We start from the raw sequence: 14,081 nt of genomic DNA on the forward strand, positions 1-14,081 counted from the left end.
TGATGGCTGCCTTTAGACCTTTAAATTCAGCGCCAAGTAGCGCTGAGTATTTAAAAGCCGCACTAAGCGCACCTGTTTATGAGGCTGCAATAGTAACCCCGCTTCAAGAGATGACAAAAATCTCTGAGCGTTTAGAGAATACTATTTTAGTTAAGCGAGAAGACCGACAACCGGTTCATAGCTTTAAATTACGTGGTGCTTATACCATGATTGCGGGACTAACTCCTGAGCAAAAAGCGAAAGGTGTTGTGACTGCATCTGCGGGGAACCACGCGCAAGGCGTTGCGTTATCAGCGAATCGAATGGGTGTAAAGGCATTAGTCGTGATGCCAGTGGCAACGGCGGATATTAAAGTTGATGCTGTTCGTCAATTTGGTGGAGAAGCATTGCTTTATGGTGCCAACTTTGATGAAGCAAAAGCGAAAGCTATCGCGCTATCTGAAGAGATGGGATACACCTTTGTTCCGCCTTTTGATCATCCCGCAGTAATTGCAGGGCAGGCAACACTGGCAATGGAACTCTTACAACAAGATGTTCATCTTGATCGTATTTTCGTACCTGTTGGTGGTGGTGGCTTAATTGCTGGGGTCGCAGTATTAATCAAACAGCTTATGCCAGAAATTAAGGTAATAGGTGTTGAAGCTGAAGACGCTGCATGTTTAAAAGCTGCTTTAGAAGTCGGGCATCCCGTTGAATTAGCAAGAGTTGGATTATTTGCTGAAGGTGTTGCGGTTAAACGTATCGGTGATGAAACGTTCCGTTTATGCCAAAAGTATGTTGATGATGTAATTACTGTTGATAGCGATGCAATTTGTGCTGCAGTAAAAGATTTATTTGAAGATGTACGTGCAATTGCAGAGCCTTCAGGTGCATTAGCATTAGCAGGGCTTAAAAAATATGTAGAAGAGCATCAAATCAAAGGTGAGCGTCTTGCGCATGTTCTTTCTGGTGCAAATGTGAATTTTCATGGCTTACGCTATGTTTCTGAACGCTGTGAACTCGGTGAAAAACGTGAAGCGCTATTGGCGGTGACTATTCCTGAACAAAAAGGGAGTTTCTTACGTTTTTGTCAAATCTTAGGTCAACGTGTTGTTACGGAGTTTAATTATCGTTATAGCGATGCTGATCCTGAAAATGCACGTATTTTTGTCGGTGTACGTTTAAGTCAAGGGCTCGCAGAGCGTAAAGAAATTTTACGTGAACTCACCGTTGCAGGGTATCAAGTTGCTGATTTATCTGATGATGAAATGGCAAAACTGCATGTGCGTTATATGGTTGGTGGGCGTCCGAATAAACCACTTAAAGAACGCCTATTTAGCTTTGAATTCCCAGAATCTCCGGGTGCTTTGATGAAGTTTCTAAAAACATTAGGGACTTATTGGAATATTACCTTATTTCATTATCGTAGCCATGGTACGGATTATGGGCGTGTGCTGGTGGCATTTGAACTTCCTGAAACGGAAGGGCGTTTTGAGCGACATTTAGATGACTTGGGTTATGAGTATCATGATGAGACAGGAAATCCTTCATTTCAATTGTTCTTGTCACCGCAAACAGCAAGTTTAGTCGTGGAGTAACCGCCAAAAAGCACTGATAACAGGTTCTTGAAGGCGTTTGTGTAATGCACAAACGCCTAACTCAAAAGGTTCTACCATTGAAATATTATCCAATGAAGAGATGCGATTACGCACAGGCTCAGGACAGTTATCAACGACAACTTGTGGGATAAGCGCAATACCACAACCTAATGCAACCATTGAAACAATCGCTTCATGTCCCGAAACTGTCGCATAAATCGAAGGATTGTGGATACGATGACGCTTAAACCATAGCGCGATCCGTTGTCTTGATGGGCCATGTTCAGGAATGATAAACGGAATATTGAGCCAATCGGGTTTCTCTTGTGTTGCAAGATGGCGAACATTGCAAGGTAAAGCAGGCGCAATCAGTACTAATGGAATTTCGCCTATTTTTTCAAAACAGATATTTTCAGGAAGCTTTTCAGGTTTTCCTGCGATACCTAAATCAGCTTCATCAGATTGCACTTTATCGACTGCATCAGCTGCATCACCAGTGGTGAGTTTTATTTCAACTAATGGGTTTTCAGCTCGAAAGCGGTCAAGAATAGGCGGTAAATGACTGTAAGCGGCAGTAACAGAACAAAATAGGCGTAACTCACCAGAAAGGCTGGGGCTATTTTGGTTTAGCGTGTGTTTGAGTTGCTTATATTGCAATAAGGTTTGTTGGGCATAGCGCTTTAATTGTTCGCCAGCATCAGTAAGGGTGACTTGTCGGTTATCACGTAAAAACAGGGGGTGGCCTAAGCTTTCTTCAAGACGTTGAATCTGACGAGAGAGCGTAGAGGGGCTGACGTGCATTGCTTGTGCCGTCTTGGTGAAATGGCAGCTTTCCGCTAAATGTACAAAGAGTTTGAGATCACGAATATCCATTATCAGCCACCTTAGGTGATAAAAAAGAACGTTGCGTTTTTTGCAACACTATCTTGTAAATATATCAATTTAAGCAATGGCTTTCATCCCATATAGTAAAGTCATGCAACACCTCACGGAGAGTGAGGATAATAATAGCAAACACATACACAACGATTTTGGAGTCTTCTATGACAAATTATTTTAATACATTGAATCTGCGTCAGCAGTTGTCGCAATTAGGTAAATGTCGCTTTATGTCACGCGAAGAATTTGCTGATGAAGCAAATTACCTGAAAGGCAAAAAAGTCGTTATTGTTGGTTGTGGCGCTCAAGGCCTTAACCAAGGTTTAAATATGCGTGATTCAGGTTTGAATATCGCGTATGCCTTACGCCAAGAAGCGATTGATGAGAAACGTGCCTCATGGCGTCGTGCAACCGAAAACGGTTTTGAGGTTGGAACCTATGAAGCACTTATCCCACAAGCAGATTTAGTCGTTAACTTAACGCCAGATAAACAACACTCAGCGGTTGTTCAAGCGGTTCAACCGCTGATGAAATCAGGTGCAGCATTAGGCTATTCTCATGGTTTTAATATCGTTGAAGTCGGCGAAAAGATCCGTGATGACATTACCGTTGTTATGGTTGCACCAAAATGTCCGGGTACAGAAGTTCGTGAAGAATATAAGCGTGGCTTTGGTGTTCCAACATTGATTGCTGTTCACCCAGAGAACGATGCAAAAGGCGAAGGTATGGCTATAGCCAAAGCATGGGCTGCCGCAACAGGTGGTCATCGAGCGGGTGTTTTAGAATCCTCTTTCGTTGCTGAAGTAAAATCAGACTTAATGGGGGAACAAACCATTCTGTGCGGTATGTTACAAGCTGGCTCACTGTTATGTTACGACAAAATGGTTGCAGATGGTGTTGAGCCGGGCTATGCAGGTAAATTGCTTCAATTTGGTTGGGAAACCATTACAGAAGCCTTGAAGCAAGGTGGTATCACCTTGATGATGGACAGATTATCTAATCCGGCAAAAATGCGCGCCTATGCATTATCAGAACAATTAAAAGAGATCATGGCTCCACTGTTTGCTAAACATATGGATGACATCATTTCAGGGAAATTCTCTGAGACAATGATGGCTGACTGGGCTAATGACGATAAAAACTTGCTGACATGGCGTGAAGAGACTGGGGCGAGTGCCTTTGAAAATTACCCTGAATATGAAGGGAAAATCAGTGAGCAAGAGTACTTTGATCACGGTGTATTAATGGTTGCAATGGTTAAAGCTGGCGTTGAATTAGCCTTTGATACGATGATTGAAGCGGGTATCTTTGCTGAATCAGCATATTATGAATCACTGCATGAGTTGCCATTAATCGCCAATACCATTGCTCGTAAGCGCTTATATGAAATGAATGTGGTTATCTCTGATACAGCAGAATATGGTAACTACCTGTTCTCATTCGCTGTTGTTCCTATGCTGAAAGAGTTTATGACAACATTGCAATCTGGTGATTTAGCGAAAAAAGTTCAAGATAATGGAACAGATAACGCACAATTACGTGATATCAACGAAGCAATTCGCCAACATCCAATTGAGACTGTTGGTAAAACATTACGTGGTTATATGACAGATATGAAACGTATCTCTGTTGGTGGGTAATTTGTTGTTGTGCCTTATGCGATAAAAAGCGTAAAAATAAGAGTAAAATTTAATCTATTGAAAACCGTATTTCTTAATGGAGTACGGTTTTTTGTTTTTATAGTGTGAGAAAAATTGGAAGAGGGAATACTCAAGACTTTGAGCGCTTTCTGCTACAATTATCCCCCGTTATGTTCTTGGTTAATGAAGTTTGGAAAAAGTATGCGATTAAATCCTGGTCAACAAAAAGCAGTAGAATATGTGTCAGGCCCTTGCTTGGTCTTGGCAGGAGCAGGGTCGGGTAAAACACGGGTTATTACTAATAAAATTGCCCACCTTATTCGTCAATGCCAATACCCAGCAAAGCAAATTGCGGCGGTGACGTTTACCAATAAAGCTGCGCGTGAAATGAAAGAGCGAGTTGCTCAAACCTTAGGTCGCCAAGAAGCGAAAGGATTAATGATCTCAACGTTTCATACATTGGGATTAGAAATTATTAAACGCGAATATAAAGCGTTAGGGATTAAAGCTAAATTTTCATTGTTTGATGACCAAGACCAATCTGCATTACTTAAAGAATTAACGGCTGATTTATTAGAAGAAGATAAAGATTTACTTTCCCAGTTAAAGAGCCAAATCTCTAACTGGAAAAATGACATGCTCACACCAGAGCAAGCCACAGGAATGGCGAGATCGCAACAAGATCATACTTTTGCCGAATGCTTTCGACGTTACGAGCAACATCTGCGTAGTTGTAATGTACTCGACTTTGATGACTTAATTAGCCGACCAACCTTGTTATTGCGCACGAATGAAGAAGTGAGAGAGCGTTGGCAAAGACGTATCCGCTATTTGCTGGTGGATGAATATCAAGATACAAATACAAGCCAATATGAATTGGTAAAATGGCTGGTGGGTGAAAGGGCTCGTTTTACTGTTGTAGGTGATGATGACCAATCCATTTATTCTTGGCGTGGTGCTCGTCCTCAAAATTTAGTGTTGTTACAAAAAGACTTTCCACAACTTAATGTGATCAAACTTGAGCAAAATTACCGATCTTCAGGGCGTATTTTAAAATCAGCGAATATATTAATTGAAAATAACCCTCATGTTTTTGAAAAGCGCTTATTTTCAGAATTAGGTTATGGTGATGAACTGCGAGTTTTAACCGCCAATAATGAAGAGCATGAAGCTGAACGTGTCGCGGGTGAGTTAATTGCTCATCACTTTATTAATAAAACTAATTATAAAGATTACGCGATACTTTATCGTGGTAACCATCAGTCTCGTATTTTTGAAAAATATCTGATGCAAAATCGCATTCCTTATCGTATTTCGGGGGAAACCTCTTTTTTCTCACGAGAGGAAATAAAAGATATTCTTGCTTATTTACGAGTTATTACTAATCCTGATGATGATGCGGCATTTTTACGTATTGTGAATAAACCTCGCCGTGAAATTGGGCCAATAACAATCCAAAAATTAGGTGAATGGGCAAAGATTCGAGATAAAAGCTTATACAATGCCTGTTTTGATTTAGGATTAAGCCAAACGCTAACTGGGCGAGGTTTAAATTCATTACAAGCATTCTCACAATGGATGTCGCGTATAGTGCAAAAATCAGAACGAGAGCCACTGTTGGCCGTGCGTGATTTATTGCATGAAATGGATTATGAAAGTTGGCTATATGAAACCTCAAGTAGTGCAAAAGCTGCGGAAATGAGGATGAAAAATATTAATCAGCTATTTTCATGGATGAGTGAAATGCTAGAAGGTGATGAATTACATGAACCTATGACGCTTTCTCAAGTGGTTAACCGTTTTACCTTGCGCGATATGATGGAGCGCGGTGAAACAGAAGAAGAGCTAGATCAAGTTCAATTAATGACATTGCATGCCTCTAAAGGTCTTGAATTTCCACATGTTTTTTTAGTGGGAATGGAAGAAGGCATATTGCCACATCAAAGCAGTATTGATGAAGATAATGTTGAAGAAGAAAGACGTCTTGCTTATGTGGGCATAACTCGCGCACAAAAAACACTCACGTTTACATTATGTAAAGAAAGACGTCAATATGGTGAATTAATCAAACCAGATCCGAGTCGTTTTCTTTATGAATTACCTCAAGATGATTTGAATTGGGATACCAATAAAAAGAAAGTATTAAGTGCTGAGGAAAAACAAGAGAAAGGGCAAAAAGGTGTTGCTGGACTAAAAGCAATGCTAGCAAAGCATAAACCTGAATAGCATAAGACTTGGTAGATAAAATTAACCCCTTGGCATATTGATGTTCAAGGGGTTTTTATTTTTGTATAAGTAAAAAGTTAACTTATACGAGAGCTATTTTGTTCTTCAATCATTAAAGACCAATGCACATAACTCTGTAGTTGGATCTCTTCTTGGAGGTTTTCAGCACGTAATGGATGCTCATTAAGCCACTGATAAGGCAGGGTAATAATGAGTGTTTCACCCTCTGTGCGTAATCGTAATGCGGGAAGTGTATCATCGCGGCGACGGCTAGCAAAAATAATGGCTAAGCGCAGTAAACGCACCAGTCGATTGGCTTGGCTTATCGGTAGCGCGTTTTGATGATTAAGGGGCGCAAGATCGATGATCCCTGTTTGATTTTTTAGCAACGATGCTAATAAACGTCGTTGTGCTGGTGTGTATCCAGGTAAATCAAGATGAGAAAGTAGATAGCTTGCATGTGACGGTGCTTGACGAAAATCAACACTTAGGCCAATTTCATGTAATGCGCTGGCACTATTAAGTAATTCACGACAGCGATTATCTAACTGCCAACTTTTACTGACTTGAATAAAAAAATGTTCAGCCAGTTGTTGTACGCGGTGTGCTTGCTCAATATCAATTTGAAAGCGACGTTGGATATTGCGAAGGGTGCGTTGGCGAATATCTTGCTCAATAGGTAAGTGCAACATGCCATAGACTAGGCCCTCTCTTAATGCGCCTCCTGCAAGGATCATATTTTCAATGTGCAAGGTTTCGAATATGGCGATCAATATAGCAAGCCCACTTGGAAATACTAAGGCTCGCTCAAAAGTGAGCCCTTCAATTTCCAATTCTTCCAACTTTCCACATTCAATAGCTTTATGTTTAAGTCGTTCCAACTTAGGCAAGGTAATTAATTCATCCATTCCTTGCGCAATCATGATCTCTTGCAGTGCTTGAACAGTACCTGATGCACCCACGCAGACTTGCCAACCTTGTTGAAGTAATTTCTCTGCAATTGGGGCAAGTATCGCTTTCGCCGCATCTTGTGCTTTGGCAAAATTTTCTTGAGTGAGAGTGCGATCAGTAAAATAGCGCTCTAACCAAGTCACGCAGCCCATGCTTAGGCTCATCAATTGCGTTGTTTTAGCGCCTGTACCAGTTACTAACTCAGTGCTTCCACCGCCAATATCCACCACTAAACGCTGTTCTGCACCACCTGTGGTATGTGCAACACCACGGTAGATAAGGCGTGCTTCCTCCTCACCACTAATGACATGAACCGTATTACCCAGAATTTCAGAGGCTTTAGCGACAAAGATATCTGCATTTTTAGCAATACGTAATGTGGCTGTTGCGACGACTTTGATTTGTTCTGCTGGAATATCACGCAGATATTCAGAAAACAGTCGTAAACATTGCCAGCCACGTTCCATTGCCTGTTCTGACAATTCATTTTCACTGTTTAGGCCTGCTGCTAGTCGAACTTTACGTTTCACGCGGGAAAGTACTTGTATTGATCCCGCAATTTCTCGAACGACTAACATATGAAAACTGTTAGAACCTAAATCAATAGCAGCATAAAGTGATGAAGATTTCAGCATAATTTATGGATGACTCGGGCGTTTATTTCGGTTGTTACGTTGAGTATTATTTCCTCGGTTTCGCGACGGCGCATTATTGCGACGGGGCTGACCTTGGCGAGGACGGTGACGACGTTTAGGCTCAGGAAGATCTGTCAATAACGCATCACTATTATATTTACTCACAGGAATAGCATGTTGAATATAGGTCTCAATTGCAGGTAAATTTAGAGCATATTCTTCACATGCAAGACTGATTGAATTGCCACTATTACCCGCACGTCCCGTTCTACCAATGCGGTGAACATAATCTTCACAATCATCAGGTAAATCATAGTTAAAAACATGCGTTACAGATGGAATATGAAGACCTCTAGCTGCAACATCGGTGGCAACCAGAATATCAATATTACCTTGGGTAAAATCTTCTAAAATACGTAGACGTTTTTTCTGAGGAACATCACCTGTTAATAAACCAACGCGGTGTCCATCTGCGGCAAGGTGTGCCCAAATGTCATCACAACGATGTTTTGTATTGGCAAAAATGATACAGCGATCAGGCCATTCTTCTTCAATTAACGTTTGGAGAAGGCGCATTTTCTCTTCATTTGAAGGATAAAAAAGTTCTTCTTTTATACTAAAACCTGTTTTTTGTTCAGGCTCTACTTCAACGTATTCAGGATTATTCATTTGTTCAAAGGCAAGTTCCCTTACACGGTAAGATAGTGTTGCAGAGAACAACATATTCATACGTTCAGCCGCAACTGGCATACGACGGAAGATCCAACGAATATCTTTAATAAAGCCAAGATCGTACATTCTGTCCGCTTCATCAAGTACCACAACTTGGATTGCGCTAAGATTGACATGACCTTGCTTAACGTAGTCAATTAAACGACCTGTTGTGCCAATAACGATATCGACACCATTACTTAATACTTTGAGTTGTTCGTCATAGCCATCGCCACCGTAGGCTAGACCCATTTTTATCCCTGTTTTTTGCGCAAGCTCTTTAGCATCAGAATAGATCTGCACGGCTAATTCGCGTGTTGGCGCCATAATAAGTGCACGAGGTTGATTGGTTTCATGCCCTTCTTTAGCAGGGTGTGTTAAAAGATAATGAAACGTTGAGGTTAAAAACGCCAACGTTTTGCCTGTTCCTGTTTGGGCTTGCCCGGCAATGTCTTGACCTTTCACAGTGATAGGTAACGTCAATGCCTGAATTTGTGTACAATTAGAGAACCCTTTTTTCTCAAGGGCTTCTATCACTTTTGGATGCAAGGCGAAGTCGGAAAACTTCTTTTCTGTCAAATATGTTTTGCTCATAATGTAATAGAATATCAGTTATGGGTTGCATTACAAAAGTTTATCCGCTGAAATGCAGACAGACTTTTGTTATTTAATGTTACACTGGTACGGTCAATATTATTCTTTGGAGTAGAACAATGAGCGATAAAATCCTTCACTTATCTGACAGCAAATTCGATGCTGATGTATTAAATGCAACCGGCCCCGTGCTCGTTGATTTCTGGGCTGAATGGTGTGGCCCATGTAAAATGATTGCTCCTATTCTAGATGAAGTTGCAACAGAATACGCTGGTAAATTAACAGTTGCGAAGCTAAACATCGATCAAAACCCGCTGACAGCACCAAAATACGGTATTCGCGGTATTCCTACACTGATTTTATTCAAAAACGGTGCAGTTGCAGCGACTAAAGTAGGCGCATTGTCAAAAACTCAACTAAAAGAGTTTTTAGACGAAAATATCTAATTTGATTTAGATATCAAAAATAAAGTAGGACGTTTAGACCTTGTCAGTATTTCTGTTATTGACCGCTAGACGTCCGCTTCGAAGCATGATAAGTTAGCGCCACTTACATAATATATCGGATCTTCTTGTCAATATGATTAGACATGATTAAATAAGTCTGAGATATTGAATATCAAGCGTGCAAAGTAATAGAATTGAATAACATGATATGATATTTAATCTAATATGATATTTAATATAAGTAATCTGAATTCATCTAACCAGTCAAGTTGCCTTAGAATAATCTATAGTATTCAGGGAATATAAATTTTTCCAAGTATGTTCCTAACCCATAAGTTGAAAGTACACTCATAGCATTGAGACAATGAATGTCACTTCTCTGGGTATAAAGCAGACTGGTCTAATAGTATTAATACTCTCTAACATTATCATTTTAGTTATACCCTTATGTTAGAAAGTTATAATCTGTAATTTTACACATGACGAAACTGACAGCGATTCGCTGTTATACTATTCACGTTCATAGTTCGAGAGTTACCCCGAGTTATTAAGAACCCACCATTATGAATCTTACCGAATTAAAAAATACGCCGGTATCAGAATTGATAGCACTTGGCGAAAATATGGGGCTAGAAAACCTAGCTCGAATGAGAAAGCAAGACATTATTTTCTCTATCTTGAAGCAACACGCGAAAAGTGGAGAAGATATTTTCGGCGACGGTGTGCTGGAAATATTGCAGGATGGCTTCGGCTTCCTACGTTCCGCAGACAGTTCCTACCTTGCTGGTCCCGATGATATCTATGTTTCTCCAAGTCAAATTCGCCGTTTTAACCTTCGCACTGGTGACACTATCGCAGGGAAAATCCGTCCTCCTAAAGAAGGTGAACGCTATTTTGCCCTCCTAAAAGTTAATGAAGTTAACTTTGATAAACCAGAAAATGCCCGCAGTAAAATCCTCTTTGAAAACTTAACACCTTTACATGCTAATAATCGTTTACGCATGGAACGTGGTAATGGTTCAACAGAAGACTTAACCGCGCGTGTTCTTGACTTAGCGGCACCAATCGGCCGTGGTCAACGTGGTCTTATCGTTGCTCCACCAAAAGCGGGTAAAACCATGTTGCTGCAAAATATCGCAGCAAATATTGCTCATAACTACCCTGATTGCGTATTGATGGTACTTCTGATTGATGAACGTCCAGAAGAAGTCACCGAGATGCAGCGCTTGGTTAAAGGTGAAGTTATCGCATCGACTTTTGATGAACCCGCTTCTCGTCACGTACAAGTTGCAGAGATGGTCATTGAAAAAGCAAAACGTTTAGTTGAGCATAAAAAAGACGTTATCATCCTGCTAGACTCTATTACTCGTTTAGCGCGTGCTTATAACACTGTTGTACCTTCGTCAGGTAAAGTGTTAACTGGTGGTGTGGATGCAAACGCATTACATCGTCCTAAACGCTTCTTCGGTGCAGCACGTAATGTTGAAGAAGGTGGTAGCTTAACTATCATTGCAACAGCGCTCGTTGATACTGGTTCTAAAATGGACGAAGTTATCTACGAAGAATTTAAGGGTACAGGTAACATGGAATTACACCTGTCTCGTAAAATTGCTGAAAAACGTGTTTTCCCAGCGATCGATTATAATCGTTCTGGTACACGTAAAGAAGAATTGCTGACGACTCAAGATGAGTTACAAAAAATGTGGATCCTGCGTAAGATTATTCATCCTATGGGTGAAATTGACGCGATGGAATTCCTCATTAATAAATTAGCGATGACGAAGACAAATGAAGAGTTCTTTGACTTTATGAAACGCTCATAAGATTTATTAACAAAGCTGCTGGGCTAATTAAAATATTAAAAGAGTGTGGTCTGTTACAGAATAAGTAATATCCCCTCAATTTATATGCTGTTAAGCTCGTTTACTTTGTTAGAATGACGATATGATAAAAACGCCACACTATTGTGGCGTTTTTTGTTTTTATTTTTTATGGGTGTAATTAAATTTTGAGTGCAATATCTTAGCGAGAAGTTGGTATATATATTGCATGTTTTAGTAATTGATAAAAATAGCGATGGCATCAATAAAAATAGTTAAGGAAAACTTATAATTGATGAAGGGTGGTGAGTTTTGAATAAACTCGTCGTGGTGGAGCTGGAAAAAAGAATAAAAACACATGGAAGGGTAAAATAACCAGCTATATTTATTATAGAGAACAGTACTGTGGATATACTAAAAATGAGCACAAGCGTTTTTTATGTGTTCTTATTTTCTTTCGCATTTTTATTCTTGGCTCGTAAAATTGCAAAAAAAATAGGACTCGTGGATAAACCGAATTATCGTAAAAAACATCATGGATTGATCCCTCTTGTGGGCGGGATTTCAGTCTATTTTGGTATTGTTTTCGCATTTTATATTTCAGATATCTACATTCCTCATAAGGAATTGTATCTGGCATGTGCGGGACTTCTTGTTTTTATCGGTGCGTTAGATGATCGCTTCGATATTAGCGTCAAAATAAGAGCAACTATCCAAGCATTTGTTGGGATCGTGATGATGGTGGGGGCAGGATTAAAACTGGACACACTTGGTCATGCTTTTGGTCCTTGGGAAATGCATTTAGGACCTTTTGGTTACATTGTGACACTTTTTGCCGTTTGGGCAGCAATTAATGCTTTCAATATGGTTGATGGTATTGATGGGTTATTAGGTGGTCTTTCTTGTGTTTCTTTTGGCGCGTTAGGTATTTTGTTATATCAAAGTGGTAATTCTGCGCTCGCATTCTGGTGTTTCTCATTTATTGCCGCAATTTTGCCTTATATCCTTTTAAACCTAGGGGTTTGCGGTAAAAAATTCAAAGTCTTTATGGGGGATGCTGGTAGTACCCTGATTGGGTTTACAATTATTTGGCTATTAGTTGCATCAACACAGACTCAGCCTCGTCCTGTAAAAGCAGTCACTGCATTATGGATAATTGCTATTCCTCTTATGGATATGGTGGCAATTATGTACCGCCGTTTACGTAAAGGGATGAGCCCTTTCTCACCAGACCGTCAACATATTCATCATTTGATTATGCGTGCGGGTTTTACCTCTCGCCAAGCCTTTATTTTAATAACTGTGGCTGCTGCACTTTTAGCCGCGATTGGTATTATTGGTCAAAACCTATCATTTGTCCCTGAATGGTTCATGTTGGCATTATTCTTGCTTGCATTTGTTATGTATGGTTATTGCATTAAACGCGCGTGGCGAGTCGCTCGTTTTATTAAACGACATAAGCGCCGCTTACGTAGAGCAACACAACAGCATTAATATAAGCAGAGGTCTTTTAACGTGATGAACTCGGAAAATAACGCCTCCCGACAGGGTAATCAGCCAGATAATGAACTCGATATCAGAGGTCTTTGTTGTGCGCTTTGGTCAGGAAAAAGCTGGATTATAGGGTTCGCTCTGCTTTTTGCCGTGATTGCACTTGGGGCATCTTATTTGATGCAACCTAAATGGAGTGCAATCGCAATGACAGAGAAACCAACGATAAATAACTTAGGCAGTTATTATTCGCAATCTCAGTTTTTACGTAATCTTGATACACAAATTAATCCATCAGCACAAACCCCAGCTTTAAGTATTCCTGATGAAGCTTATCAAGAGTTTGTTACTCAAATTGCTGCTTTTGATACTCGTCGCGAGTTTTGGCTACAAACGGATTATTTCAAGCAACGCAAAGAAAATGATGAGCAAGCTAATGCTGCGTTATTGGATGAGTTAATTAACAATATTCAATTTACGCCTTCTGATGAGAAAAAGTTGGTTAATGATCAATTAAGACTCATTGCAGAATCATCAAAAGAGGCGAGCCAATTATTAAATGAGTATATCGCTTTCGCTAATAAAAGAGCATCTACTCATCTTAATGATGAAGTGATAACCGCATGGGCAACAAGAACACAGTCAATGAAAGCGTTAGTTAAACGCCAAGAAATGGCAGCTCAAGCGGCTTACCAACGTCAAATTAACTTATTAGAGCAATCAATAAAAGTTGCTGAGAAACAAGGTATTTCTCAAAAACAGACCTCTATTGCGATTGATGAGTTACCTGACTCTAAATTATTTCTGCTAGGCGTTCCTCTATTGCAATCGCAACTAGAAACTTTAGTAGCAACAGGTGCTGATTTTGATAGTGATTATGATCAAAATACAGCAATGTTAGCGACCCTCGCTGTGGGGGCAAAATTGCAAGATAACTTCCAAACTTACCGTTTCTTACGTACTCCTGAAGATCCTGTAAAACGTGATAGTCCTCGTCGTGCCTTTATGATGGTGCTTTGGGGTGCAATTGGTGTATTGGCAGGTGCAGGTGTTGCATTAGTAAGACGTAGCTCATTAAAAAAATAATAATTATTAAATTTTGTCTGATGAC

At 40.1% G+C, this 14,081-nt stretch carries 10 protein-coding genes; 7 read left to right on the top strand and 3 right to left on the bottom strand.

Going from position 1 to position 14,081, the window contains the following annotated elements; genetic code table 11:
- The first annotated feature begins 2 nt into the window (after positions 1-2).
- On the top strand, positions 3-1,577 hold the full coding sequence (ilvA, locus tag LW139_RS00890) for a threonine ammonia-lyase, biosynthetic (protein WP_109410140.1): 1,575 nt from the start codon (positions 3-5) through the stop codon (positions 1,575-1,577).
- Here ilvA and ilvY read toward each other — a convergent pair.
- A complete protein-coding gene (ilvY, locus tag LW139_RS00895; RefSeq protein WP_109410133.1) occupies positions 1,563-2,450 on the bottom strand; it encodes an HTH-type transcriptional activator IlvY in 888 nt (295 codons plus the stop codon). The genes ilvA and ilvY overlap by 15 nt on opposite strands.
- 170 nt (positions 2,451-2,620) lie before the next feature.
- Between ilvY and ilvC the strand changes: the two genes are divergently transcribed.
- Both ilvC and rep read left to right on the top strand, forming a co-directional pair.
- Complete coding sequence (ilvC, locus tag LW139_RS00900; protein WP_166540243.1) at positions 2,621-4,096, top strand: ketol-acid reductoisomerase; 1,476 nt, start codon at positions 2,621-2,623, stop codon at positions 4,094-4,096.
- Positions 4,097-4,297: 201 nt separating this feature from the next.
- On the top strand, positions 4,298-6,322 hold the full coding sequence (gene rep / locus LW139_RS00905) for a DNA helicase Rep (RefSeq protein ID WP_166540244.1): 2,025 nt from the start codon (positions 4,298-4,300) through the stop codon (positions 6,320-6,322).
- A gap of 77 nt (positions 6,323-6,399) precedes the next feature.
- Here rep and gppA read toward each other — a convergent pair whose 3' ends face one another.
- Both gppA and rhlB read right to left on the bottom strand, forming a co-directional pair.
- On the bottom strand, positions 6,400-7,908 hold the full coding sequence (gppA, locus tag LW139_RS00910) for a guanosine-5'-triphosphate,3'-diphosphate diphosphatase (protein ID WP_227336287.1): 1,509 nt from the start codon (positions 7,906-7,908) through the stop codon (positions 6,400-6,402).
- Positions 7,909-7,911: 3 nt separating this feature from the next.
- A complete protein-coding gene (rhlB, locus tag LW139_RS00915) occupies positions 7,912-9,213 on the bottom strand; it encodes an ATP-dependent RNA helicase RhlB (protein WP_247850501.1) in 1,302 nt (433 codons plus the stop codon).
- Positions 9,214-9,332: 119 nt separating this feature from the next.
- Here rhlB and trxA point away from each other — a divergent pair, with 119 nt between their 5' ends.
- The 4 genes from trxA to wzzE all read left to right on the top strand — a co-directional run bounded on the left by trxA (position 9,333) and on the right by wzzE (position 14,056).
- The gene (gene trxA / locus LW139_RS00920) at positions 9,333-9,659 is read left to right on the top strand and encodes a thioredoxin TrxA (RefSeq protein ID WP_006535838.1); all 327 of its coding nucleotides are present in this window, start codon (positions 9,333-9,335) and stop codon (positions 9,657-9,659) included.
- 563 nt (positions 9,660-10,222) lie between these two features.
- Positions 10,223-11,482, top strand: coding sequence for a transcription termination factor Rho (gene rho, locus LW139_RS00925; protein ID WP_036939597.1), 1,260 nt, complete (start codon positions 10,223-10,225; stop codon positions 11,480-11,482).
- A 402-nt stretch (positions 11,483-11,884) separates the two neighbouring features.
- Positions 11,885-12,973, top strand: coding sequence for a UDP-N-acetylglucosamine--undecaprenyl-phosphate N-acetylglucosaminephosphotransferase (wecA, locus tag LW139_RS00930; RefSeq protein ID WP_109410128.1), 1,089 nt, complete (start codon positions 11,885-11,887; stop codon positions 12,971-12,973).
- A gap of 24 nt (positions 12,974-12,997) precedes the next feature.
- The gene (wzzE, locus tag LW139_RS00935; protein ID WP_166540365.1) at positions 12,998-14,056 is read left to right on the top strand and encodes an ECA polysaccharide chain length modulation protein; all 1,059 of its coding nucleotides are present in this window, start codon (positions 12,998-13,000) and stop codon (positions 14,054-14,056) included.
- The last annotated feature ends 25 nt before the right edge of the window (positions 14,057-14,081 follow it).

Origin of the sequence: Proteus vulgaris, from assembly GCF_023100685.1 — a bacterium.
Classification (GTDB): domain Bacteria; phylum Pseudomonadota; class Gammaproteobacteria; order Enterobacterales; family Enterobacteriaceae; genus Proteus.